Raw genomic sequence first — 24,586 nt, 5'->3', positions numbered from 1 at the left:
ATGACGGTAGGTGGTGTCGGCGTGGTCGTGCACCTGCGTAATGGTGAGCAGCTCCTCGGCAGCTCAGCGGCAGCTCCGCACTAGTTCCGCACCAGGTCCGCACCAGGTCCGCAGCAGCACTGCGGCAGCACCGCAGTTCCCCGCAGCCTCTCAGCCTCGCAGAGCCCCCCCCACCTCCCGCCCGCCGCCGTACAGCCAATCCACGCGCCCGAGGGTATGCTCGGCCTCAGCTCGTGAACCCATCCGATCGCCATGCGCTATGCCGCTTACGTTGCAAGTCTGATCCTGACCCTGATTTCGGCGGTGCTGGTGTTCGCGCATCACAGCGACTGGCTGTGGGGCGTGGCCGGTTTCGGCGCGGTGGCGATCCTGGGCACGCTGGACCTGCTGCAGACCCGCAGCACGCTGCGGCGCAACTACCCGGTGCTCGCGCATTTCCGCTACGGGCTGGAGTCGATCGGCCCGGAGATGCGCCAGTACTTCATCGAGGCCGATACCGCCGAGGTGCCGTTCTCGCGCCAGCAGCGCGCGCTGGTCTATCAGCGCTCCAAGTCGGTCAACGACGTGCGCCCGTTCGGCAGCCAGCAGGACGTCTACAGCCTGGACTACGAATGGATCAACCATTCGTTGGCGCCGACCTCGCACGTCGCGCACGATTTCCGCATCACCATCGGCGAGAACACCGCGCATCCGTATTCGGCCAGCGTGTTCAATATTTCCGCGATGAGTTTCGGCTCGCTGTCGGCCAATGCGATCCGCGCGCTCAACAAGGGCGCCAAGCTCGGCAACTTCTATCACGACACCGGCGAGGGCTCGATTTCGCCGTACCACCGCGAGAACGGCGGCGATCTGGTCTGGGAAATCGGCTCGGGCTACTTCGGCTGCCGCGATGAGCGCGGCATGTTCAGCGAGGAGCGCTTCCTCGCCAATGCGCGCGACGAGCAGGTCAAGATGATCGAGATCAAGCTCTCGCAAGGCGCCAAGCCCGGTCACGGCGGCGTGCTGCCGGCGGCCAAGGTCAGCGCGGAAATCTCCGTCACGCGCGGCGTGCCGATGGGCCAGGACTGCGTGTCGCCGGCCGCGCACACCGCCTTCGATTCGCCGCAGGGGCTGCTGCATTTCGTCGCCAGATTGCGCGAGCTGTCGGGCGGCAAGCCGACCGGATTCAAGCTCGCCATCGGCCATCCCTGGGAATGGTTCGGCATCGCCAAGGCGATGCAGGAAACCGGAGTGTTGCCGGATTTCATCGTCGTCGATGGCGCCGAGGGCGGCACCGGCGCGGCGCCGGCGGAATTCATCGATCACGTCGGCGTGCCGATGCACGAGGCGCTGATGCTGGTGCACAACACCCTGGTCGGACTGGAGCTGCGCGACAAGATCCGCATCGGCGCGGCCGGGCGCATCACCAGCGCCTTCGACATCTGCCGCACCCTGGCGATGGGCGCGGACTGGTGCAACGCCGCGCGCGGCTACATGTTCGCGCTGGGCTGCATCCAGGCGCAGAGCTGCCATACCGACCGCTGCCCGACCGGCGTGGCGACGCAGGACCCGAGCCGCTGGGGCAAGCTCGACGTGCCGGACAAGTCCACGCGCGTGTTCCACTTCCACGACAACACGCTCAAGGCGCTGCGCGATCTGCTGTGCGCAGCCGGGCTGACCCATCCGAGCGAGATCGGCCCCGAGCACATCCTGCGCCGGGTCTCGCCGACCGAGGTGCGCTCGCTCGGCGCGCTGTACAACTTCCTCACTCCCGGCGAACTGATCGGCAAGATTCCGGCGCACGCGGTGTTCCAGTCGTTCTGGGCCGGCGCGCGCAGCGATTCGTTCCGGGCGCCGGATCGGGTGCTGGCGATGCGCAGCAGCAAGTCGTTCTGATCGCGCGCCGATGGCGCTGAAGTAGATTCGTTTCGGGCACGGAACTTCGCTCAGGCCCGGCCTGCCGCGCAGCCGCGAAGTCTTTTGTGGGAGGGCTTCAGCCCCGATGCTTTTCGATCAGCTCGCCTGCTGACTAGAGCAGTTCGAGCACCCGCTCCGGCGGCCGCCCGATCACCGCGCGTCCGCCATGCACGAAGACCGGTCGCTCGATCAGGCGCGGATGCGCGACCATCGCCGCGATCAAGGCCGCTTCGTCGAGCGAGGCCTCATCCAGCCCCAGGGCGGCATATTCGTCCTCGCCGCTGCGCAGCAGCGCGCGCGCCTGAACGCCCAGCAGTTTGAGCAAGGCGCGCAGTTCGGCCGCATCCGGCGGCGATTCGAGATAGGCGACGATGGCCGGCTCCAGGCCGCGCTCGCGCAACAGCTCCAGGGCGCCGCGCGACTTGGAGCAGCGCGGGTTGTGATACAGCCGGGTCGGGGCGATGTGGGCGTCGTTCATGGCTGGATTCCGGCGCGCGGCAGGTCGCTGGCGCTCGCCGCGGAAACGAAAAAAGCCGGCTTTCGCCGGCCTTTTCGTCTAACTGGTGGGCGGTGCAGGGTTCGAACCTGCGACCCTCGCCGTGTGAAGGCGATGCTCTACCGCTGAGCTAACCGCCCGATGTTGAATCGGGCCGCAAATTCTAATGGGCCCAAACGCAACAGGCAAGCCTTGCTTGCGATCGCCCGGAAAAAACGGCGATCGGCGCGGATAGGCCCCGTCAGCGCGGCTGCGTCGAGCGTCCGCGCCGCGGGGCCGCGACCGCTGCGCGCGGGGTTGCCCGCGCCCGCGCCGCCGCCCACCGCCCGCCTCAAAGATCCAGCACCCAGTCGTTGTATCCGTCGAAATGGGTCGGGTGGGCCTCTCGATAGGCCTTGACCTCGTCCATGTGGTCCTTCTCGCGCTTGAAATCGGCTTCGCGCTTGGCCGGGTCGAGGAAGGGCGCGTAGCTTTCGGCGCCGCGGTCCTTCTCCCACTGTTCGCGGAAATGCGCGAACTCCTCGCGATGGAAATCGAAGATGCTGCGGTCGCCCGGCGCCTGCCGGCCGCCCCAATCCTCGTGGCTCAAATCGGCGATCACGTCGTTCTTGCCGCCGGCATTGCGGAACTCGGCCAGCGTGGTCACCGCATAGTCGTACTTGAGATTCCAGTCCGGCCGGGCGATGCCGTCCCCGGCCAGGTTCTTGAACCACTCGTACTGGTCCTTGACGAAACTCTTGTCCTTGGCGCTCTGCACCCAGGTGCCGATCAGCAGGCCGACCACGCCGGCCGCCACGCCCACCGCCGACAGGCCGCGCGACAGCGTCGTCAGCACCCGCGATGCGGTGCTGGCCTGTCCGCCCTGCGCCGCGCTGGTGAAGGTGCTGAGCGCGTTGGCGCCGGCCGAGGCCAGTTCGCTGGAACCGGAGATCAGGCTCAGCACCGCCTCGGCGCGATCGCCGGGACTGCCGTCCTCGCCGAAGGCCTGCTCGACCGACATGCCGCCGGTGACGACGTCGAGCACGCCGCCGGCCACGCCGGTGAACTTCGACACCACATCGACCGCCGCAGTGGCCGAGCGGCTCAGACGCGAGGCATCGGCGCCGGCTCCGTTGCCGGAGATCAGACCGCCGAAGCCCTTGGTGATCTCGTCCGCCTTGTCCACCCCGGTCGGCTCCGGCACATCGGTCGCGGCGACGCGTTCGCCGACCTTGCTGACGATGCTGTTGGGCTCGGCCGAACCGACTCCGATCGCGTCCTGGGTCTTGCCGTCGACGCCGAGCAGGGTCAGCGCCGAGGCGTCGATGCCGGCCAAGTTCGGCAACACCTTGGCCGCATCGGGCAGTGAACCGACGAAACTGATCAGACCGCCGGCCACGGCGAGGTTTTCCTCGGCCGTGCCGAACTCGCCGGTGCTCAGCGAATGCACCGCGCCGGCCAGGCCGAAGGCGCCGGAGATCGCCGGCAGCAGGCCCTGCGAGTCGAACTGATCGAACAGTTTACGGATCGAATCCTTGTCGCCGCTGGCGAAATCGACCTTGGAGAACGCTTTGTCGATGTCCTCGGGCTTGTAACCGTTGGCGCGCAGTTCGGCCGCGACCTTGCCCGCGTCCACGCGCGCATCGGCGCCGTCCTTGCCGAGCAAACTGTCGATCTGTTCGCCGATCTCGCCCGGCAGGCCGGTGACGGTGTCGAGCGTGCCCTTGACCGTTTCCAGCACGTCGGCGACGCCGCCGCCCAGGGCCTCGTCATCGACCTTGGTCGGGTCGGCGAAGGCGCTGTCGAAATCCTTCGCCAGCGCGTTGGCGGTGAACTTTTGCCCGGCGCTGCGGGCGCGGTCGGGATCGAGCAGCGACAACTGGCTGATCGCGTCCTCGACGTCGGCGCGCGCGCGTGGCGCGTCCCAGGACGGCAGCTTGGAGATTTCATCGACGTAGTCGGCGCTTTCGACCACCTTGGCGAGTTTGTCGGCCATCGCCTTGCGATCGGCCTCGGGCACGGCCTTGACCGCTTCGTCGAGCTTGGCGGCGAAGTCCTTCGCGATCGGCTCGCGCCGCATGAGGTATTCGATTTCGCGGTTGATCGCGGCGCTGTCGAAGATCTCCTTCATGTCGGCCGGTTCGAGCTGGGTCAGGCTTTCGACCTCGGTCTTGGTGCCGGTCCAGGGTTTGAAGTCTTCGTAGGTCGGCTTGATGAACTTGCCGTTGCTGACCGCGTCGCGCGCTTCCAGCAATCGCACCAGCCTGGCCTGGTCGCTGTCGGGCTCCAGGTCGTCCTTCTTGTACTGGTCTACCAGGCCTTTGTATGCGGCCTGGCCGATGGTGAGTTTCTCGTCGCCGCTTTCGATGTCGGTCTTGAGCGAAAACGCATCGGTGTCTTTCTTCGGCGGCAGGTCGGCCTTGCCGCGAGTGAGATCGATCGTGGCCGCGCCGACATCGAGGTATTTCTGTTCGGCGGCGGCGAAGATCGAGGGATTGCCGATTTCGGCGACGACGTGCTTGGCGCCGTCCTTGGTGATGAAACGGGTGTAGCCGGGCTGCACTTCGCCGGGGACGTCGACGGAGCGGATGTCGTCGTAGGTGATCTGGGCGTCGCGAGCGACCATCTGGTAACCGCCTTCGGTCACGCGATCGTGAATGCGTCGGCCCTCGGCGACCGGGTCGGGCTTGCCGCGATAAGGTTCGTGGCCCGGCCCGCTGGTGGGGCCGTTGGATTTGCGGATCGGCGGTGTTTCGACCGCGTTGAATTGCATCTGCGGCAAGTACGTCGGCGCGACGCGCGAGGCGGCATCGATGGCCATGAGCAGCTCCTGTGGGGGCAGGTCGATGTAACGACGGTGCCCGGGGGAGGTATCGCGGCACATCTGGGGAAAACCCCTGAAACACGAACACGCACGTGATGCGCATCACGTAGCGATGACAGCGCTGTCTTTTGTTCAGGCTCGCGAGCGTGCGCACCCGATCTCGCCGGAGCCGGGCGGGCGAATCGCAGCGATCGCGATTCGCCCGCCGCGCGCGGATTAGCGCAAGCCCATGGATTTCAATCCGCCTATTCCAACTGTTCCTTCGCGTAGTTGGCGTCCAAGGCCTCCATCGCATCGAGCGGCTTGAGCTTGGCGGCTTTTTCGTACGCCGCCGCGGCCGCGTCTTCCTGCTTGTCGCCGTGCAGCAGGATCAGCACGTTGCCGTGTTCGATATGCGCGATCGGCGAGTCGGGCGTGAGCTTGAGCGCGGCCTTGATGTGCTTGTCGGCATCGGCGGCTTTCGCGCCGTAGGTGAGGCCGCCGATCATGCCGCCGATCTTGTTGATGATCTCGGCGTGATACAGCGCCATTGCCGTGTGCGCTTCGGCGTGCTTGGGTTCGAGCTGCAGCGTGGTGTCGAGCGCGGCGCGCACCTTGCCGGCGATGCCGGCCTTGAGCGCCTTGGCGATGCTCAGGCCCTGGCTGTAGCGGCCCAGCGCGAAGGCGTGGCGATAATGGCTGTTGACCTCGTCGGGCAGCGCCGCGACCGCGGTCTCGGCGATCTTGGCCGCCTGCTCGTAGCGCTTGAGCTGTTCGGCTTCGTCATCGACCAGGTAAGTCGCATGAATTCCCAGAGCTTTTACCGCGACGCTGGCGCCGACCGGGCCGAGCGCCTGGCCGGCGTCGAAGGCGGCCTTGAAATCGCCGCGATGGAATGCGCGCCACGCGTCCTGCAGCGCCGCGGCGAGCGCATCGGCGTCCAGGCCCTTCGGCGCGGCCTTGCCGGCGGCCTTGATCAGCGCGGTCGCGCGCTTGGCGTCGGGATACGGTTCGGCATCGCCGGCGTGCAGCTTGGGCCAGGCTTTCTTGAGAGCGTCGCCGGCGTAGGCGTAGCCCTTGGCATCGTGAGGAAAAGCGGCCCAGGCGGATTTGGCGGCCATCTGCAGTCCTTGTCGAACGGATCGGATCGGGAGGGCAGCATCCCGCCGCGGCGGGGGCGCTGGCAAGAGGCAGCGCGCAGGCTGTGCGCAAACTGAAGCGGCTAGTGTGATTGCTCGATGGGGCGCGGCCACAGTGCGCTGGTGGAACCGCCCATTCCGGGCGGTCGGCGGAGCAAACGATGGCAGCTGTGAAACGCAAGAAGCCGGTGGCAGCGAACGAAACCACGCTGCGTCACCTGTGGCTGGCCGGTCTGGGTCTGGCCGTGATCGCGCGCCGCGAAGCGCTCGCCGGCGCCGGCCGCGCGGCCGGTCGGGTCGAGGCGCTGCAACAGCGCGTGCGCGATCTGGCCTCCGACGCGCGCAGCAACGTGCGCGGCGGGATCGAGAACGTGCGCGATCAGGTCGAACCCAAGGTCATCAAGTTCAGCGCCGAGGTCGAGGCGCGTCTGGCCCCGGTGCTGGACAAGTTGGGCCTGAAGAGCGGCAAACCCCGCACCCAGCGCAAGTCGCGCAAGCCGGCGGCGAAGAAGCCGGTTTCGCGCCGCACCGCGCGCAAGCCGGCCGCGCGCCGCAGCCGCAAGGCCTGATCGCGGCGCGGCCACGGTCCCGGCGATGCGATCGCCGCGGATCAGGCCGGAACATCGAAAGAAACATCGAAGGGCGCCGCGATGGCGCCCTTCGTTCGTCGCCGGCCAGGGTGCCGGTCGAAGCTCAGCCGCGATCGCGCGGCCGATAGCGGTTGACGATCATCCCGCACTCGTAGGCCTGCGAATCCAGCAGGCTCAGCGCCAGCCCGTCCTGCGGAAACAGCGAGCGACCCGCGCCGGCCGCGGCGGGATTGAGATAGAACTCGAATTCATCCACCAGCCCGGCCGCGGTCAGCGCCGAGGCGAAACCGACGCCGCCGTAGCAGATCAGCCCCTTGCCGGGCTGGGCCTTGAGCGCGTTCACTTCCCGCGCCAGGCCGCCGCCGGCGATGCGTGTGCGCGGCCAGCACGGCTGTTCGATCTTGTCGCTGATCACGATCTTGTCCAGGGCGAGGATCTTGCGCGTGAAGTCGAAATCGCGGTCGTCCGGATGATGCGCGGCGGCGGCCGTCCAATGGTCGATGAAGCCTTCCTCGGCCATCGGCCGGCTCAGCACCAGACCGTCGATGCGGTCCAAGGTGGCGTTGAAGCGCTGCTTCAAGGCCGCGTCCCAGGCCCAGGGGCCGCGCCAGTCGAAGCCCCACAGTTGCCAGCCGTCGCGCTCGGCGGCGACGCTGCCATCGACGGACATCTGCATCTGCAAGGTCAGCTTGCGCATGGGGGCGGCTCCGCGGGGCAGGGAGCGACGGCGGCGCGCCGTCGCGGCCGCGGCAGTGTGCGCCCGGACGCGGGCGCGGGTCAGTGACAACTGTACTGGCCGAAGCGGCCGGGCCCGATCAGTCCAGATAAGCCCGGATCAGCGTATTCAGATGCAGCCGTTCGGCATCGCGAAGGAACGGCGAGAGCAGCATCATCACCTGGACGATGCCGTCGCGGATCGCCGCGTGTTCGTCCTTGTCGCCGCGCGCGGCGGCGTAGTTGAGCCAGAAGGTCGCGATGACCAGCACATTGGTCGCGGTCGCGGCCAATTCATCCCCGGAAGCCCGCATGACTCCGGCCTGCGACAAACCCCGCATGACCAGATGCGCCTGTTCATCGGCGCGCTTGAGGATGCGCGCGAAGCGCAGGCGCAGGCGGCGGTTGCGGCTGAGGATCTCGACCAGATCGCGGTACAGGAAGCGGTAGTCCCAGATGCATTCGAACACCAGGTGCAACTGCAGCCAGATGTCCTCGAGTCCGGGCAGGCGCCCCTGGGGCGCGGCGAGCGCGGCGTCCATGCGCTCCTCGAAGCGCGCGAACAACTGCTCGATGATGTCGTCCTTGTTGCGGAAGTGGTAGTACAGATTGCCCGGGCTGATCTCCAGCTCGTCGGCGATATGGTTGGTGGTGACGTTGGGCTCGCCCTGCGCGTTGAACATGGTCAACGCAGCATCGAGGATGCGCTGGCGGGTCTGTTTCGCCATCGGGCTGCCTAGGTAAGAGGGACGGGGCGGGCGCGGCGTCAGCCGCGCAGTTTCTTGACCAGATCGACGTATTTCTTCTTCGCCTCGTCCTGCGCGGTGCCCTTGAGCTTTTCCCAGGCCTCGTACTTGGCGGTGCCGACGAAATCGAAGAACCCAGGCTTGGGCCCGTTGACGTCGCCTTCGGCGCCTTGCTTGTACAGCGCGTACAGGCGCAGCAGGGTGTCGTTATCCGGACGGTCGGGCAGGGCTTGGACGTCTTTTGCGGCTTGTTCGAACGCGGACTGGATGTCGGACACGGGCGGCCTCTCCTGGGCACCAGGGTGAAGCGGCATAACAGCACGCGCTCCCCAGGCGGTCAATACGGAGCGGCGCGGTCAATACGGAAAAGAATTGTTACTGCGCTCAGGCTCTGGCACCGTAGCGTCATGCCGCCGCAGCGGCGGCCGATCGGGGCCATCCAGGAGAGGGGTATGAGCTATTTCGTCACCGGCGCGACGGGTTTCATCGGTCGCTTTCTCGTCAGCAACTTGCTCAAACGCAAGGGCACGATCCACGTGCTGGTGCGCAAGGATTCGCAAAAGAAATTCGATGCCACCGCCAAGAAGATGGGCTGGGATCTCAAACGTGTGATCCCGGTCGCGGGCGACATGACCCAGCCCAAGTGCGGCCTCACCGCCGCGCAACTGCGCGCGTTGAACGGCAAGATCAAGCATTTCTTCCATCTGGCCGCGATCTACGACCTTACCGCCAGCGCGCAGGCCCAGCGCGTGGCCAACATCGACGGCACCCAGCACGCGCTGGACCTGGCCGCGGCCATCGCCGCCGGCTGCTTCCACCACACCAGTTCGATCGCCGCCGCCGGCCTGTATTCGGGCGTGTTCCGCGAGGACATGTTCGACGAGGCCGAAGGCCTGGACGATCCGTACCTGCGCACCAAACACGATTCCGAAGGCCTGGTCCGCAACGAAAAGCGGGTCAAGTGGCGCATCTATCGCCCGGGCATGGTGGTCGGCCATTCGCAGACCGGCGAGATGGACAAGATCGACGGCCCGTACTACTTCTTCACCTTCCTCAAGAAGCTGCGCGAGATGCTGCCGCCGTGGATGCCGATGCTGGGCCTGGAAGGCGGCCGCATCAACATCATCCCGGTGGACTACGTGGTCGATGCGATGGACCACATCGCGCACAAGCCCAAGCTCGACGGCCACTGCTTCCATTTGACCGATCCGGAGCCGCAGCGCGTCGGCGAGGTGCTCAACACCTTCGCCCGCGCCGGCCATACGCCGGAGATGACCATGCGCATCGACGCGCGCATGTTCGCCTTCGTGCCGGCCGGCATCCGCGGCGCGGTGACCAACCTGCCGCCGGTCAAGCGTTTCATCGGCATGCTGCTGCGCGACTTCAAGATCCCGAAGGAAGTGATGAAGTTCATCACCTATCCGACCCGGTTCGACAATCGCGAGACCGAGCGCGCGCTGCGCGGCAGCGGGATCAAGGTCCCGAACCTGGACAGCTACGCCTGGCGGCTGTGGGACTACTGGGAACGGCATCTGGACCCGGACCTGTTCGTCGATCGCACCCTCAAGGGGAAGGTCCGCAACAAGGTCGTGGTGATCACCGGCGGTTCCTCGGGCATCGGCCTTGCGACCGCGGAGAAGGTCGCCGCGGCCGGCGCGGTGACGGTGATCGTCGCGCGCGGCGAGGCCGAATTGTTCAAGGCCCGCGACGAGATGAAGGCGTTGGGCGGCAAGGTATTCGCCTACACCGCCGACTTGGCCGACATGGCCGATTGCGACCGCCTGGTCAAGCAGGTGCTGGCCGATCACGGCCACGTCGATATCCTGGTCAACAACGCCGGCCGTTCGATCCGGCGTTCGATCGAGCTCAGCTACGATCGCTTCCACGATTTCGAACGCACCATGCAGCTCAATTATTTCGGCAGCCTGCGCCTGATCATGGGCTTCATGCCGAAGATGACCGAGCGCCGCAAGGGCCACATCATCAACATCTCCTCGATCGGCGTGCTGGCCAATTCGCCGCGGTTCTCGGCCTACGTCGCCTCGAAGGCGGCGCTGGACGCATGGAGCCGCTGCGCCCAGGGCGAGTTGTCGGGCAAGGGCATCAGCTTCACCACCATCAACATGCCGCTGGTGAAGACCCCGATGATCGCGCCGACCAAGATGTACGACAGCGTGCCGACCCTGACCCCCGACGAAGCCGCCGACCTGGTGGTCAAGGGCATCATCGAACGCCCGAGCCGCATCGCCACCCGCCTGGGCATCTTCGCCTCGGTGGTCAACGCCCTGGCGCCGAAGGCCTACGAAGTGGTCATGAGCACCGCCTTCGAACTGTTCCCCGATTCCGCCGCCGCCAAGGGCGACAGAAAGGGCCTCAAGGACGAACACGCCAGCAACGAACAAATCGCCTTCGCCTCACTGATGCGCGGCGTGCACTGGTAAACCGCCGTCGGCGGACAAACAAAAAAGAGCCGGTAATCCCGGCTCTTTTTTTAGCTGTAGCAAAGCTTTGGCCCGGCGTAGCTATTAACTCGCGAGACCGAAGGACACCCTAAGAGCCGGGCAATCCGGTTCTTTTTTAGCTAGCGTTCGATCTGCTTATAGCGTTCGATCTTGCGTGAAGCGCCTAGCGCGTCCCCGCGATCAATAAGCGCGACACTGAAAGAACCGCACCCGAGTAGTACTGCCAGGCGGCGGCTGCAACTGCACCCGAGAAGACCGCAACTCCGGATACCGATCCAACACCTCGCAGATGCTGTCGATATCCTGCTTGCCCGCTTCGGTAAGACGATAGATCAGCAAATTGGAAGGCGTAGACCACAACGCCCGCTCGACCCCGTTCAACCCCGCGATAGCGCGAATCACATAAGCGCGATCGGCCGCAGGATTAGCCGTAGTGCCCGAAGCCGCCGGCGCAGCCGCCAGAGGGCGAGCCGGTACCGCCGGTTGAACATCGGCAGCCTGATCGTCGGCGGGAGCGGCCGCATCATCAGCAGCAGGCGCAGGCGTCGCGTCCACAGGCGGCATCGCAGCCGCGGGCGGCGCATCCGCCGGCACCGGCGCGACATCCCCGCCGCCCTGCGCCGCAGGCGCCGCGGCAGCGGCCGTCTCGGTCGCCGGAGCAGCCGCAGGCGGAGCGCTTGGAAGCAAATGCGGCACCACGAAACCCACGATCAACCCCAACACGATCGCCCCGGCCCAGGCCGCGACGATCGTCTGGATACTGCGCTTCTGCGCCGCGGCGATGACCTCGTGGCGAGTAGAGGCCGGCAGCAACGGCTCGACCAGCTCCCACAGCGTCTCGCCGCTGTACAGATCCAGCCCGTCGGAGACGCGCTCGGAATGGCCGTCGAAGCGCCCCGTGGTGACCAGCAGACCGCCGGCGGCGCCGTTGAAGCGCACCGCATCCGCCAACTCGGCTACGGTCGCGGCCGAGACCTTGTAATCGGCGTCGCCGAGCTTGCACGACAGCAGCCACGGCTTGCCGGCGCGCAGCAGGCGCAGCTCGGCCTGAGTGCCGCGGGCGAGGGATTCCTCCACCGACTCCGCCTCGAACCCGCGCTCGCGCAGAGCCTCGACGATCAGGCGCGCGAATTCGCGCCAGCGCATCTTGGCCAGACCGGCGATACCGGTGGAGACCTCAGTGCGATGGCGGCGATAGGACCAAAGGTAGGCGGTGGACGCCAGACCGATCGTCAGGGTGACGGCGGCGGCAGCCCACAAGGAGAAACTCGACATGCAGCGCTAGGCCCATAAAAGACGCTGAGGATATACGGCTTCAGATACATGAAATTCACGAAAAATGAGACCAATTTCTCGGAATCGTTGTGTCTTTCATCAGCCGTTGCTCTTCCAACGTCCCACGGACGGGGCTGTGAACGGCAACTGCATGCTGGCACGAACAGTGCCGGAGGAACGTATTTGGAGTGTCTGTAAGCCACAAAGTGCGCTAGATGCGCAGTGGTCTAAGCGTGCGCGACGGCGCAAGAACCGTGCAGGGCATGGCGCCCTGAGGCCGGGAAATAAGAAAGCCCGCCAGTCCGAAACCGTAAGGGGAGGGGAGCATACGGAAGCGCGGACTGGCGGGCTTAAACAGTGCGCGGCGATGGATGGCCGCGCGATCGAACCGGGTGTGTACGACAGGTACTACGAATCTTGTATCGGCGAGCGGCCGCTTACGGCGCGACCGGCGGCTTGGGACGGGCGATCGACTTGCGCGGTGCCTTGGCGGCCTTGGCCGGCTTCTTCGCCGCGGCCTTGGCGGCCTTCGGCTTGCGCGCCGCGGCGGCAGGCTTGGCGGCCTTGGCGGAAGCCTTGCGCGCGGCCGGCGCGCCACCTTGGCGGCGCAGCTCGGCGGTCAGGGCATCGACGCGCTCGCTCAGGCCGGCCAGATCGTCGCGGCCCGGCACGCCGAGCTTGACCAGCGCGCGCTGCACGCGTTCTTCGAACACCTTTTCGAGGCGATCCCAGGTATCGGTCGCGCGCTCGCGCGCCTGGCCGACCTTGGACTCGACCGCATCGCGCAACACGCTGGCCTGACCGCCGGTGAACTTGCGCGCGGTCTGTTCCAGGTTCAGACCTTCCTTGACCAGACCTTCGAACAGCTTGGTGCCCTCGGCCTGAGCGCGACCGAACGCGCCGACGCCGGCCAGCCAGATCTGCTGCGCGGATTCGCTCAACGTCTTGGACAGGCGCTCGGCCTGCTCCTGCGCGCTGCCCTTGCCGGCGTTTTGGGTCTTGCCGGCGGACTTCTTCGCGGTCTTCTTGAACTTGGCGGCCATGGACATCCTGTGATTGGGGTTAGTGCTGTGCCCCCAAGATGGGCTTGCTGTCTAGAGTATTCACACCAACACTTGGAGTACGCCCAAACATCCAAGCGCGCAAACCGTTTGTCCGGCGTTGAATCAGCAAATCGCGGCGTCAGGACCCCAATCCAGCCGCGACGAAAGTCACTAGAAGCGACGGCGTTGAATCAGCAGATCGCGGCGCAAGGGGTCCAATCCAGCTGCGATGAAAGTCGCTCGAAGCGACCGCGTTGAATCAGCAATTCGCGGCGTCAGTACCCCATTTCAGAAGCGACGAAAGTCACCCTTGCCCGTCATTCCCGCGGACGCGGGCTCCGCTTTACTTCGGCGAAGCCGAACATCCAGGGCTTTTCGTGCGAGAACGTTTGAAGTCACTGGATTCCCGCGTTCGCGGGAATGACGGCCTGGGGAGATGGCGTTGAAGCTTCTGGGGGTTCGGCTTCGCCGAAGTAGAACCGCGTCTGTGAAAGCGGGAGTCGGGCGACTTCAGGCGTTCTCGCACGAACGGCCCTGGATGTTCGGCTTCGCCGAAGTAAAGCGGAGCCCGCGTTCGCGGGAATGACGGACCGGAGAGATGGCGCTGAAGTCTCTGCGAGGTCGGCTTCGCCGAGACAGGGCAGAGTCCGTGAAAGTGGGAGTTGAGTGGCTTCAGACGTTCTCGCACGAAAGGCCCTGGATGTCCGGCTTCGCCGAAGTAAAGCGGAGCCTGCGTTCGCGGGAATGACGGACTGGAGATATGGCGCTGAAGTCTCCGGATGTTCGGTGTCGCCCAAGTAGTCAGTCTGGCCGACGCCAACCACCCTCACCCCACTTGTTGCCGCTTGCGAACCGCCCGCTTCCCGGCCCGCGACGGCGACGCCTTCGGCGCCTTGGCCACCAGATGATCCACATCATCCAGCGCCCGCCGCAGCCGCGCCGTGGTCTCGGTATCGCGCTGCGGCTTGCCGATGCCGTCGAGGATGGAGCGCTCGGTATCGGCCAGCACGTCCTCGCGCAGGCGCAGGCCGTGCGCGGCCAGCATCGGCGCCAGCGTGTCCCGGCGCAGGCGCAGGTCGGCCAGGGTGTTGCGGTAGGCGATCTCGCAGATGCGCTTGCGCGCCGAGAAGCTGAAGGCGTTGGTGAAGAACAACTCGCGGTCTTCGGCGTTGGGCTCGAACACCAGTTGGTCGATATCGGGGTATTGCTGGGCGTAGCGCGCCAGCCCGACCTGCATGCGCGATTGCAGCAGGGTGCGGAAGGTCTGCGACAGCACCGCCGGCAGGCCGCCCGCGGCCAGGCTGTTGTCCTCGGCCACCGGCACGCCGTGGTTGTGGTTGAACGGCACCAGCGGATTGATGCCGATCAGCAGGTCCACGCCGCGTTCGAGCACGACCGAGGCGTGCATGGTCCGGCGCAGCGCGCCATCGACGAAGTGACGGCCGCGGATCTGCACCGGCGGGTACAGGCCCGGCAGCGCGGCGCTGGCCTGGACCGCCTGCGAGATCGGCACGTCCTTCCAGTTGTCGCCGCCGAAACGCACCGCGTCGCCGCTGTCGATATCGACAGCGACCACGTACAGCTCTGCGTCGAGTTCGCGGAAATCGTTGCTGCGGCCGCGCCGGGTGAACACTTCGCGCAGGAACAGCTCGACCTGGGCGTTGTCGAACAGGCCGTTGGGGATCAGGCCGCCGAAACGGGTGATCAGGTCCGACCAGCGCGCTTCCAGCGGCGAGAACAACAGCTCGCGCCACCATTCGGCGGCCAGGCGCGGAAAGCTCGCCGCGCGCTTGACGTATTCCAGGAACGCCGGGCGCATGAAGGTCTCGGGGCGGAATTCGACGTCGGCGCTGTCGCCGGTGACGAAGATCCGGCACATCTCGGCGGTGTCCATGCGATTGGCCAGACCGGCGGCGAGGAAGGCGCCGCTGCTGACGCCGACGTAGCAGTCCAGCCGGGTCAGGTCGAGGCCTTCGATCGCCTCGTCGAGCGCGCGCAGAGCGCCCAGCTCGTACATGCCGCCGATCGGGCCGCCGCCGGCGATGGCCAGGCCGATCTTCGGCTTGGCGCCGTCGGACGCGGATTTCGTCGCAGGCTTGGATGCGGAGGGGCGGGTGCCGTTGGCCGACTGTTTGCGGCTCGCCCGATTCCGGGCGGAGTGAAGTGACAGCATGTGATCGGCGGCACGGCCTTGGCGGAATTCGGCCGAGTGTAGCCCAGCCGGGCGAGGCGTCCAGCAGACCTGTACCAAGGTCGCAGGCGGCGGCGACAGGCAGGCGAAAGCCAGGAGGCTCAAGGCCCTCCCGCTCGACAGGGCGCTCAGCTTTTGTGGCGGGGCTTCAGGCCCGGTGCTTTCCGCTCCGAGGCGACGATGCCTGAGGCCCGCACGCCTTGCAGCCGGCCGCCGCCGCCGCGATCATCCCTCCCGATGTCCAGGACGACCGACCTCAGCCGACGACTGGGCTGCCTGCTGGCCCGCCACCAGGCCCTGCACGATCCGCGGCGCGAACCGCGCAACCAGTTGCGCTGGCTTCCGGAGCTGCGCCAATGGCAGGCGCGGCGGCTGGAGGCCAGTTTCGACCGCTTCCTGCGCGATCCGCGCCGGCGTCCGGCGGCGCAGTTCTTTCTCAGCGACGTCTACAACGACCGCGACTTCAGCCGCCGCGACGCCGACATCGCCAAGGTCCTGCCGATGATGCAGAAGCTGCTGCCGGGCGCCTTGCTGTCCACGGTCGCCGACGCGATCGAGCTGGGCGTGCTGACCCAGGCCTTCGATCTGCGCATGAGCCAATGGCTGCACGAGATCGCCCCGCGCCGGCGCAAGCTCGATGGGGCGCTGTACGCCCAGGCCTACCGCGCCTGCGGGCTGCCGCGCCTGCGCGAGCATCAGATCCAGCTGATCTCGCGGGTCGGCCTGGGCCTGGGCAAGGCGCTGCGGATGCCGGGGGTGATGACCCTGCTCAAGCTCTCGCGCGGCCCGGCCAAGGCGGCGGGGCTGTCGGAGCTGCAGGGATTCCTGGAACGCGGTTTCGCCGCGTTCGCGCAACTGGGCGATGTGCGCGAGTTCATCGCCGAGATCGAGCAGGACGAGCGCGAGGTGGCGCAGCGCTTGTTCGACGAGGACGCCGACCCGTTTCCGGGACTGGCCTGAGCGCGGAGCTTACTTGAAGCGTTCTTCCAGGACCCGGCGGATTTCCGATTCGATCGGCCCCTTCAGCGCGCCCAGCAGGAACCCGAGCTGCGCGGTCACGTGCAGTTGATTGGGCTTGAGCGCGATCTTGCCGTCCACGCCGCTGCGGGAAAAATTCAGGATGTCGTCTTCCCAGCCGTACTCGACGTCGAAACGCTCGGCGAGCTTTTGCGCGACTTCCTCGACGGCCTTGCGGGCCTTGGCCGGAGCCAGCGTGTGCGGGTGGCGGATATCGATACTGGACATGGTCTGGGTTCTCCCTGGAGCCGGCTATTGTGCCAAGGCCTGCGGCCGGGAGCGAGGAGCCAGGAACGAGTTCGCAGGAGTGAGGAGTGAGTCAAAGCACTGTACTCACTCCTCTGGACTCGTTCCTGGCCCCTCAGTCCGCCATGTGCCATAGAGTTCATTCATCCGCCGAAGCCAGCATCCTGGGTGTGCCCGTTTACACAACCTGCTAGATTCCTGTCGAGTGAGCGCCCTCAAACTTCGATACCCCAACCGCGAACATGGCGACCTGGCACTGAAGCCGGGCGTACATGCCATCGGCCGCGACGCGGCCGGCCGCACCGTCCTGGTCGAGGACGCGGGCGCGGCGATCGCGCAACTGACCGTGGACCGCCGCGGCGTCTGGCTGCAGGTGCGCGAAGGCCTGCGCGGTCTGCACGTCAACGGCCGTCCGGTCAAACGCATGGCGATGCTGCGCGCGGGCGACGCGATTTTCCTCGACGGCGTGGAATTGCTGCTGGTGGCCGACAAGCCCGAAGCCGCGCCGCCGTTCGGCGTGGAGATTCCGGCCGATTCGCGCATGGTCGTGCGCGGCGTCGGCGGCATCCATCACGGCCGCTGCTACACCCTGGATCAGCCCAAGGTGATCGGCCGCGCCGGCGATTGCGACATCCGCATCAACGAGCCGGCCTTCGCCGATCGTCACGCGCGCCTGGAGGCGCACGCCGACGGCGTGGTCCTGCGCGATGTGGGGTCGGTGGACGGCAGCGTGGTCAACGGCCAGCCGGTGCGGCATGCCTTGCTCAAGCCCGGCGACCAGTTGTTGCTCGACGGCCAGCACCGCTTCGTGATCGAAGCGCCGAGCCGCCAGTTCAGCGCGGCCGAGGCCTTGCAGGCGCAACTGGCGCAGGAAGCGGCCGCGAACGAACCCCGGCCGTCGCCGCCGTCGGCCTTGCCGTCGTCGGTGCGGCGCATGCCGTGGCTGTTGCTGGCGGCGGTGGTGATGGCCGGCTTGCTGGGGCTGTTGCTGCTGTACGGCGTGCGCTGAGCGGCTGAGTCGCGTCGCGGCGGGTTGTCGGGGGCTGAACCCTCCCGCAAGAGATCTGGCGGCTTCGTGATGTTTGGCGATGCTCAGCGCGCCGCCGTCTGCCTGGCCCGCGCCCTGGCCTCGGCGAACCTGCGCCACACCCGCCAGCCCAGCAGCACCGCCAGGATCGCCGCGTACAACGCCGGCTCGCGGATATCGGACTTCACCAGCCACCAGAAATGCAGCACCGCCAGCACGGCGATGACATAGACCAGCTGATGCAGCCGTCCCCACAAACGCCCCAGCCGGCGCATCATTCCCTGGGTCGAAGTCAGCGCCAGCGGAATCAGCAGCAGCCAGGCCAGGAAACCCACGGTGATGTACGGCCGCTTGGCGATCTCCTCGAAGATCTGCGTCCAGTATCCCTTCAGATCCAGGATCAGATACGCCGCCAGATGCAGGCTGGCGTAGAAGAACGCATACAGCCCCAGCAGGCGCCGGAAACGCAGCAGCGCCGCTTGCCCGGTCAGCTGACGCAGCGGCGTCACCGCCAGCGCGATCATCAGCAATCGCAGCGCCCACAGGCCCAGCCGGTGCTCGATCGCGGCGATCGGGTCGGCGCCCAAGCCGCCGCTGCCGGTCAGGAATTCCTCGCGGATCTGCCAGGCCAGGATCGCCGCCGGGGTCAGCGCGAGCGCATGCACGACGATCTTGGCCGCAATCACGCCCCGGGGCGTCCTGCGTTTGTGCGCCGGCCGCGACGCGGACGCGGCGGCCGGCGGATGAGCCGCGGAATCGGCCGTCATCTCAGAACCAGGTCCGCAGGTTCATGCCGGCGTACAGGCTGGATACCTGCTCGCCATAGCCGTTGAACAACCGGGTCGGGATGCGGTCGGCGAACAGCTTGCTGCCGGTGCCGGCGATGCGGCGTTCGGTCTTCTGGCTCCAGCGCGGGTGATCGACCGCCGGATTGACGTTGGAGAAGAACCCGTATTCGTTGGATTGCAGGTCGTTCCAGCTGGTCAGCGGCCGGTGCTCGACGAAGCTGATGGCGATGATCGACTTGATGCTCTTGAAGCCGTACTTCCACGGCACCACCAGCCGCAGCGGCGCGCCGTTCTGCTGCGGCAGCGGCTTGCCGTACAGGCCGGTCGCCAGCAGGGTCAGCGGATGCATGGCCTCGTCGATGCGCAGACCCTCGCGGTAAGGCCAGTTGATCGAGGGATAGGCGATGCCCGGCATCTGCTTGCGGTCGGCCAGGGTGGTGAAGGCGACGTACTTGGCCTTGGAGGTCGGCTCGAAGCGCTTGAGCACATCGGCCAGCGGCACCCCAAGCCATGGGATCACCATCGACCAGCCTTCCACGCAGCGCAGCCGGTACACGCGTTCCTGCGGGGCCAGGCCCTTGATCAGATCTTCCAGCGAAAGCTTGCCGGGTTTGGCGCAAGCGCCGCCCACCGCTACCGTCCACGGACTGGTGCGCAGGGTCTTGTCGGCCGCCGAAGGGTCGCCCTTGTTGGTGCCGAATTCGTAGAAGTTGTTGTACGAGGTGACGTCGGCGTAGCTGGTCTGGACTTCGTCGGTGCGAAAGCCGGCCTTGATCTGTTCCGGACTGGGCGGCGCGGCCTTGGGCGGCGGCGGGGCTTCGGCTTCGGCGCAGCCCGACAGGCCCAGCGCCGGGCTCAGGGCGAAGGCGGCCAGCAGGCGCCGCCGGTCGCGGTAGACCGCCTCGTCGGTGATCTGCGAGGAGGGGATATTCAGTGCTTCGCGCAACGACATGGGGACGGCTCCGGGACGGACGGGCGATGGCTTCGCGGCGGGTGGGGGCGGCTCATCATCCATACGAGACCGGGTACCCCTATAGAGGCCGCTTGCGGGGTAAAAGTTGCGCGAGTAACGACAAGTACACACGGTGCTGCACTGCGGCATACTGCGGGGCCCACCCCAACCACGGAGCCACCGATGTCCCGCGCTTTCAACTTTAGTGCCGGTCCCGCGACCCTGCCCGAATCGGTCTTGCTGCAGGCGCAGTCGGAACTGCTGGAGTGGAACAACGCCGGGGCCTCGATCGTGGAACTCAGCCATCGCGGACCGGAGTTCATCCAGGTCGCCGCCGAGGCCGAGCGCGACCTGCGCACGCTGATGTCGATCCCGGACGATTACGCGGTGATGTTCCTGCAGGGCGGCGCGACCGCGCAGCAGGCGTTGATCGCGTTGAACTTCGCTAATCCCGGCCAGACCGTGGACTACGTGGTCACCGGCCACTGGGGCAAGACCGCATTGAAGCAGGTCAAGCCTTACGTCAACGCGAATGTCGCCGCCAACGGCGAGGCCAGCGGCTTCCGCGAAATTCCGGCGCGCGACACCTGGACTCTGTCCAAGGACGCGGCCTACGTTCACTACACCGCGAACGAAACCATCCATGGCGTTGAGTTCCGCGATATTCCCGACGTCGGCGAGGTTCCCCTGGTCGCCGATTTCAGCTCCTCGATCGTGTCCGAGCCGCTGGACGTGTCCAGGTTCGGCGTGATCTACGCCGGCGCGCAGAAGAACCTCGGCCCGGTCGGCGTCAGCGTGGTCATCGTCAAGCGCGAACTGCTCGAACGCGCCGGCCAGCCGCGCGCGGAAATCTTCGACTACCGCGCTCACGTCAAGGGCGAGTCGATGCTCAACACTCCGCCGACCTATAACTGGTATCTGGCCGGGCTGGTGTTCAAGTGGATGCTGGCCGAAGGCGGCGTGACCGAGTTCGCCCAGCGCAACGCGCGCAAGTCGGCGCTGCTGTACGGGGTGATCGACAACTCCGGCGGCTTCTATCGCAACGAAGTGCTGCCGGCGGTGCGCTCGCGCATGAACGTGCCGTTCTTCCTCAAGGACGAAGCGCTGGACAAGCCCTTCCTCAAGGAAGCCGAAGCGGCCGGGCTGATCTCGCTCAAGGGCCATCGCGCCCTGGGCGGCATGCGCGCTTCTATCTACAACGCGATGCCCGAAAAGGGCGTGCAGGCGTTGGCTTCCTTCATGCAAGACTTCCAACAACGGCACGGGTGAGCGGCCGCGCTTGGCCGATGCCCTGTCGGCATCGGCCGCGGCTGCGAACGCCCGGCCAAGGATGGCCGGGCCGGGCGATCCGAAGGCGATCAAGTTTCGCCACGGACGGCAGCGAACACCTTCGGAAGCGACGAGACTCCAATGACTGACAAATCCAGCAAGACCAAGAAATCGCAAGCCAAGCTGCCCGGCAAGGCGAAGCCCGCCGCCGCCAATAGCGCCGCGGAAAATAAACCGGCGGGCAAAGCCAAGCCGGCTGCGATCGAAGAAGCTGCGCCCGCCGCGGCCATTCCCGATCTGGCCACGCTGCGCGAACGCATCGACGGCATCGACCTGCACATCCAGCAACTGATCGGCGAGCGCGCGCAGTTCGCCAATCAGGTGGGCAAGGCCAAGGGCAAGCTCGCCGCGGCGGTGGATTACTACCGCCCCGAACGCGAAGCCCAGGTGCTGCGCCGGGTGGTCGATCGCAACGACGGCCCGCTCAACGACGAAGTGCTGGTGCGGCTGTTCCGCGAAATCATGTCGGCCTGCCTGGCTCAGCAGGAGCCGTTGAAGATCGGCTTCCTCGGCCCGGAAGGCACGCATTCGCAGCAGGCGGTGTACAAGCACTTCGGTCATTCGATCCACGGCCTGCCGCTGGCGAGCATCGAGGAAGTGTTCCAGGAAGTCGAAGCCGGCAGCGCCGATTTCGGCGTGGTGCCGGTGGAGAACTCCACCCAGGGCACCATCCAGTCCACGCTCGACATGTTCTTGACCTCCAAGCTGAAGATCAGCGGCGAAGTCGAACTGCGCGTGCACCAGCATCTGCTTTCGCGCAGCGGCCGCATCGAGGATATCGAGCGCGTCTACTCGCACCCGCAGTCCTTCGCCCAATGCAAGGCCTGGCTGCGCCAGTACCTGCCCAAGGCGGAGAAGATCGCGGTGTCGAGCAACGCCGAGGCCGCGCGCCGCGCGCGCAACGCCGACGACGCGGCGGCGATCGCCGGCGCCAGCGCCGGCAACGTCTACGGGCTGCGCAACGTCGCCGGTCCCATCGAAGACCGTCCCGACAACACCACGCGCTTCCTCGTGATCGGCCGCGAACTGTTCACGCCGTCCGGCAACGACCGCACCTCGCTGTTGATCTTCATCAAGGACGAGCCGGGCGCGCTGTACAACGTGCTCTCGCCGTTCGCCAAGCGCGGGCTGAGCATGAACCGCATCGAGTCGCGTCCGGGCCATACCGGCCGCTGGCAGTACGCGTTCTTCGTCGATATCGGCGGCCACGTGCAGGAGCCGGCGATGCGCGAAGCGCTGGAAGAACTGGACGAACTCGCGCACGAGGTGAAGGTGCTCGGTTCCTACCCGGTGGCGATCGCATGAGTCAGGCGGCATCGCAATCCGCGCAGGCGCCGGCCTTCGACGAAGCCTGGTTCGCCGCGCGCGCGCAGCCGGGCGTGCAGCGCCTGAAGGCCTACGATCCGGGCCACGATCTGGTCGCGCTGCGGCGCAAGTTCGGCGAAGCCAACCTCGCCGAACTGGGCTCCAACGAAAACCCGTACGGCCCGTCGCCGGCCGCGCGCCAGGCGATCCTCGACAGCCTGCACGCGCTGCATCGCTATCCCGATCCGCTCGGCGCCGATCTCAAGCGCGCACTCGCGGCCCGGCATGGCGTGGACGTCAAGCAGATCCAGCTGGGCAACGGTTCGCACGAATTGCTGATGCAGCTCGGGCAAGTGTTCGCAGGTCCGGGCGATGAGATCGTGTTCTCGCGTTACGGCTTCGCCGTGTTCGCGCTGTCGGCCCAGGCCGCCGGCGCGCAGATGCGCATCGTCGAGGCCTTGCCGCGCGATGCGGCGATGCCCAACGGCCACGACCTGGACGCGATCGCCGCGGCGGTCGGTCCGGCCACGCGCCTGGTCTACATCGCCAATCCGAACAACCCGACCGGCACCTGGTTCGGCCGCGACGCGCTGATCGCGTTCCTCGATCGCGTGCCTGGCGAAGTGATCGTGGTCATGGACGAGGCTTACGCGGAAATGGCCGACGCGCCCGATTACGCCAGCGCCTTGTCCTTGCTCGACCGTTATCCGAATCTCGCCATCACCCGCACCTTCAGCAAGGCCTACGGCCTGGCCGGCCTGCGCGTTGGGTATCTGCTGGCGCAACCCGGGCTGATCGCGGTGATGGACCGTCTGCGCGAAAGCTTCAACGTCAACGGCCTGGGGCTGGCCGCGTGCGAAGCCGCGCTGGGCGATGTCGATCATCTGCAGTGGGCCTGCGCGCGCAACGCCGAGCAGCGTTCGGCCTTGAGTGAGGCGCTGGGCAGGCGCGGCCTGCGCGTGTTTCCGTCGCAGACCAATTTCGTGCTGGTCGAGTTCGGTGCGCGCACACCGCAGATCGAAGCGGCCCTGGTCGAACGCGGGGTGATCCTGCGGCCGATGGGCGGCTATGGCCTGGCCGATTGCATCCGCATCAGCGTCGGCTCGCCCGACGAAAACCGCCGCCTGCTCGCCGCGCTCGACGAGGTGCTGGCATGAGCGCGGCCAGCGCCGATCACGGCGCCGCCGCCGCGCAGGACTGGATCGCCGGCGCGGGCATGCCGTTGCGTGGCTCGCTGCGCGTGCCCGGCGACAAGTCGGTGTCGCATCGCGCGGTCATGCTGGGCGCATTGGCCGAGGGCGTCACCCGCGTCACTGGGTTTCTGGAAGGCGAGGACACCCGCGCCACCGCGCGCGTGTTCGAGCGCTTGGGTGTGCGCATCGAAACGCCGAGCGCGAGCGAACGCATCGTCCACGGCGTGGGCCTGCACGGCCTGCGCGGCATCGACGCGCCGCTGGACTGCGGTAATGCCGGCACCGGCATGCGCCTGCTCGCCGGCGCGCTGGCCGGACAAGCCTTCGACAGCGTGCTGATCGGCGATGCCTCGTTGTCGAAGCGGCCGATGCGCCGCGTGACCGAGCCGCTGGCGGCGATGGGCGCGCGCATCGACACCGACGAAGGCGGCCTGTCGCCGCTGCGCATCCATGGCGGCCGCGCGCTGACCGGGATCGAATACACCTTGCCGGTCGCCAGCGCGCAAGTGAAGTCGGCGCTGCTGCTGGCCGGCCTGTACGCGCGCGGCGACACCGTCGTGCACGAACCGCATCCGACCCGCGACTACACCGAGCGCATGCTGGCCGCGTTCGGCTGGCCGATCGACTTCTCGCCCGGCTACGCCAGATTGAGCGGCGGCCACACGCTGCGCGCGACCGATGTCGCGGTGCCGGCGGATTTCTCCTCGGCCGCGTTCTTCCTGGTCGCGGCGAGCGTGGTGCCGGGTTCGCAGCTGCTGCTCGAAGCGGTCGGCATGAACCCGCGTCGCACCGGCCTGCTGGCGGCGCTGCGGCTGATGGGCGCGGACATCGTCGAAGAAAACCCGCGCGCCGAGGGCGGCGAACCGGTCGCGGACTTGCGCGTGCGCCATGCGCCACTGCACGGCATCGAAGTGCCTGAAGCGCTGGTGCCGGACATGATCGACGAATTCCCGGCCTTGTTCGTCGCCGCCTCGCTCGCGCAAGGGCGCAGCGTGATCCGCGGCGCGGCCGAGTTGCGGGTCAAGGAATCCGACCGCATCGCGACCATGGCCACCGGTCTGCGCGCGCTGGGCGCGCGCATCGAGGAAACGCCCGACGGCGCGATCATCGACGGGGGCCCGCTGCATGGCGGCGAAGTGGAAAGCCACGGCGACCATCGCATCGCCATGAGTTTTTCCATCGCCGCGCAGTTGGCGTCGGGAGAAGTGCGGATCGGCGATGTGGCCAATGTGGCGACTTCGTTTCCGGGCTTCGAGGCGTTGGCGGCGCAGGCGGGGATGCGGGTCAGGGTTGCTGAGTAAAGCGGCTGCTAGGAAGGCCACCGGTCTCCCCAGGCCGTCATTCCCGCGAAGGCGGGTTCCGCTTTACTTCGGCGGAGCCGAACATCCAGCGACT

At 67.0% G+C, this 24,586-nt stretch carries 21 protein-coding genes and 1 tRNA gene; 9 read left to right on the top strand and 13 right to left on the bottom strand.

Going from position 1 to position 24,586, the window contains the following annotated elements:
- The first annotated feature begins 252 nt into the window (after positions 1-252).
- The gene (locus tag LG3211_RS13640) at positions 253-1,875 is read left to right on the top strand and encodes an FMN-binding glutamate synthase family protein (RefSeq protein ID WP_057943317.1); all 1,623 of its coding nucleotides are present in this window, start codon (positions 253-255) and stop codon (positions 1,873-1,875) included.
- Between the two features lie 133 nt (positions 1,876-2,008).
- Here LG3211_RS13640 and arsC read toward each other — a convergent pair whose 3' ends face one another.
- The 4 genes from arsC to LG3211_RS13620 form a co-directional block, all read right to left on the bottom strand.
- On the bottom strand, positions 2,009-2,374 hold the full coding sequence (gene arsC, locus LG3211_RS13635) for an arsenate reductase (glutaredoxin) (protein ID WP_057943316.1): 366 nt from the start codon (positions 2,372-2,374) through the stop codon (positions 2,009-2,011).
- Positions 2,375-2,457: 83 nt separating this feature from the next.
- Positions 2,458-2,532 (bottom strand) — tRNA-Val (locus LG3211_RS13630).
- Between the two features lie 191 nt (positions 2,533-2,723).
- On the bottom strand, positions 2,724-5,192 hold the full coding sequence (locus tag LG3211_RS13625) for a hypothetical protein (RefSeq protein ID WP_057943315.1): 2,469 nt from the start codon (positions 5,190-5,192) through the stop codon (positions 2,724-2,726).
- Between the two features lie 248 nt (positions 5,193-5,440).
- Entirely contained in the window at positions 5,441-6,295 is an 855-nt protein-coding gene (locus LG3211_RS13620; protein ID WP_057943314.1) for a tetratricopeptide repeat protein, read from the bottom strand.
- A gap of 179 nt (positions 6,296-6,474) precedes the next feature.
- Here LG3211_RS13620 and LG3211_RS13615 point away from each other — a divergent pair, with 179 nt between their 5' ends.
- Positions 6,475-6,882: a hypothetical protein gene (locus tag LG3211_RS13615; protein WP_148648898.1), complete on the top strand. Its 408-nt coding sequence runs from the start codon at positions 6,475-6,477 to the stop codon at positions 6,880-6,882.
- 124 nt (positions 6,883-7,006) lie between these two features.
- Here the strand turns inward: LG3211_RS13615 and LG3211_RS13610 are convergent, their stop codons facing one another.
- From LG3211_RS13610 to LG3211_RS13600, 3 genes are all read right to left on the bottom strand, one after another.
- Complete coding sequence (locus tag LG3211_RS13610) at positions 7,007-7,600, bottom strand: dihydrofolate reductase family protein (protein WP_057943312.1); 594 nt, start codon at positions 7,598-7,600, stop codon at positions 7,007-7,009.
- 118 nt (positions 7,601-7,718) lie between these two features.
- Positions 7,719-8,345: a TetR/AcrR family transcriptional regulator gene (locus tag LG3211_RS13605; RefSeq protein ID WP_057943311.1), complete on the bottom strand. Its 627-nt coding sequence runs from the start codon at positions 8,343-8,345 to the stop codon at positions 7,719-7,721.
- Positions 8,346-8,383: 38 nt separating this feature from the next.
- The gene (locus tag LG3211_RS13600) at positions 8,384-8,677 is read right to left on the bottom strand and encodes an acyl-CoA-binding protein (RefSeq protein WP_386793172.1); all 294 of its coding nucleotides are present in this window, start codon (positions 8,675-8,677) and stop codon (positions 8,384-8,386) included.
- Positions 8,678-8,815: 138 nt separating this feature from the next.
- Between LG3211_RS13600 and LG3211_RS13595 the strand changes: the two genes are divergently transcribed.
- Complete coding sequence (locus LG3211_RS13595; protein ID WP_057943309.1) at positions 8,816-10,804, top strand: SDR family oxidoreductase; 1,989 nt, start codon at positions 8,816-8,818, stop codon at positions 10,802-10,804.
- A 201-nt stretch (positions 10,805-11,005) separates the two neighbouring features.
- Here LG3211_RS13595 and LG3211_RS13590 read toward each other — a convergent pair whose 3' ends face one another.
- From LG3211_RS13590 to LG3211_RS13580, 3 genes are all read right to left on the bottom strand, one after another.
- Positions 11,006-12,085, bottom strand: a complete 1,080-nt coding sequence (locus LG3211_RS13590) for a restriction endonuclease (RefSeq protein ID WP_187313015.1) — start codon at positions 12,083-12,085, stop codon at positions 11,006-11,008.
- Positions 12,086-12,537: 452 nt separating this feature from the next.
- On the bottom strand, positions 12,538-13,143 hold the full coding sequence (locus LG3211_RS13585; RefSeq protein ID WP_057945481.1) for a phasin family protein: 606 nt from the start codon (positions 13,141-13,143) through the stop codon (positions 12,538-12,540).
- 826 nt (positions 13,144-13,969) lie between these two features.
- Positions 13,970-15,316: a patatin-like phospholipase family protein gene (locus LG3211_RS13580; protein WP_083512528.1), complete on the bottom strand. Its 1,347-nt coding sequence runs from the start codon at positions 15,314-15,316 to the stop codon at positions 13,970-13,972.
- A gap of 255 nt (positions 15,317-15,571) precedes the next feature.
- Between LG3211_RS13580 and LG3211_RS13575 the strand changes: the two genes are divergently transcribed.
- A complete protein-coding gene (locus tag LG3211_RS13575) occupies positions 15,572-16,294 on the top strand; it encodes a DUF8198 family protein (protein ID WP_057943307.1) in 723 nt (240 codons plus the stop codon).
- Between the two features lie 9 nt (positions 16,295-16,303).
- Here LG3211_RS13575 and LG3211_RS13570 read toward each other — a convergent pair whose 3' ends face one another.
- Positions 16,304-16,579, bottom strand: coding sequence for a polyhydroxyalkanoic acid system family protein (locus tag LG3211_RS13570; protein WP_057943306.1), 276 nt, complete (start codon positions 16,577-16,579; stop codon positions 16,304-16,306).
- Positions 16,580-16,802: 223 nt separating this feature from the next.
- On the opposite strand from LG3211_RS13570, the gene LG3211_RS13565 reads away from it, so the two are divergent.
- Positions 16,803-17,606: an FHA domain-containing protein gene (locus LG3211_RS13565; RefSeq protein ID WP_057943305.1), complete on the top strand. Its 804-nt coding sequence runs from the start codon at positions 16,803-16,805 to the stop codon at positions 17,604-17,606.
- 83 nt (positions 17,607-17,689) lie between these two features.
- Here the strand turns inward: LG3211_RS13565 and msrQ are convergent, their stop codons facing one another.
- Positions 17,690-18,310, bottom strand: coding sequence for a protein-methionine-sulfoxide reductase heme-binding subunit MsrQ (gene msrQ / locus LG3211_RS13560; RefSeq protein ID WP_057945479.1), 621 nt, complete (start codon positions 18,308-18,310; stop codon positions 17,690-17,692).
- 82 nt (positions 18,311-18,392) lie between these two features.
- Entirely contained in the window at positions 18,393-19,364 is a 972-nt protein-coding gene (gene msrP / locus LG3211_RS13555) for a protein-methionine-sulfoxide reductase catalytic subunit MsrP (protein WP_057943304.1), read from the bottom strand.
- A 183-nt stretch (positions 19,365-19,547) separates the two neighbouring features.
- Here msrP and serC point away from each other — a divergent pair, with 183 nt between their 5' ends.
- The 4 genes from serC (at position 19,548) to aroA (ending at position 24,492) form a co-directional block, all read left to right on the top strand.
- The gene (serC, locus tag LG3211_RS13550; RefSeq protein ID WP_057943303.1) at positions 19,548-20,633 is read left to right on the top strand and encodes a 3-phosphoserine/phosphohydroxythreonine transaminase; all 1,086 of its coding nucleotides are present in this window, start codon (positions 19,548-19,550) and stop codon (positions 20,631-20,633) included.
- A gap of 141 nt (positions 20,634-20,774) precedes the next feature.
- Positions 20,775-21,998 carry a prephenate dehydratase gene (gene pheA, locus LG3211_RS13545; RefSeq protein WP_057943302.1) on the top strand — a complete coding sequence of 408 codons (1,224 nt, stop codon included), beginning with the start codon at positions 20,775-20,777 and terminating at the stop codon, positions 21,996-21,998.
- The gene (hisC, locus tag LG3211_RS13540; RefSeq protein WP_057943301.1) at positions 21,995-23,155 is read left to right on the top strand and encodes a histidinol-phosphate transaminase; all 1,161 of its coding nucleotides are present in this window, start codon (positions 21,995-21,997) and stop codon (positions 23,153-23,155) included. The genes pheA and hisC overlap by 4 nt, the downstream gene beginning before the upstream one ends.
- Positions 23,152-24,492 carry a 3-phosphoshikimate 1-carboxyvinyltransferase gene (aroA, locus tag LG3211_RS13535; protein ID WP_057943300.1) on the top strand — a complete coding sequence of 447 codons (1,341 nt, stop codon included), beginning with the start codon at positions 23,152-23,154 and terminating at the stop codon, positions 24,490-24,492. The genes hisC and aroA overlap by 4 nt, the downstream gene beginning before the upstream one ends.
- The last annotated feature ends 94 nt before the right edge of the window (positions 24,493-24,586 follow it).

This window comes from Lysobacter gummosus, assembly GCF_001442805.1.
Lineage (GTDB): Bacteria > Pseudomonadota > Gammaproteobacteria > Xanthomonadales > Xanthomonadaceae > Lysobacter > Lysobacter gummosus.
The sequence above is the reverse complement of the archived record's forward strand: the minus strand, read 5'-3'. Positions and strand labels throughout refer to the sequence as shown.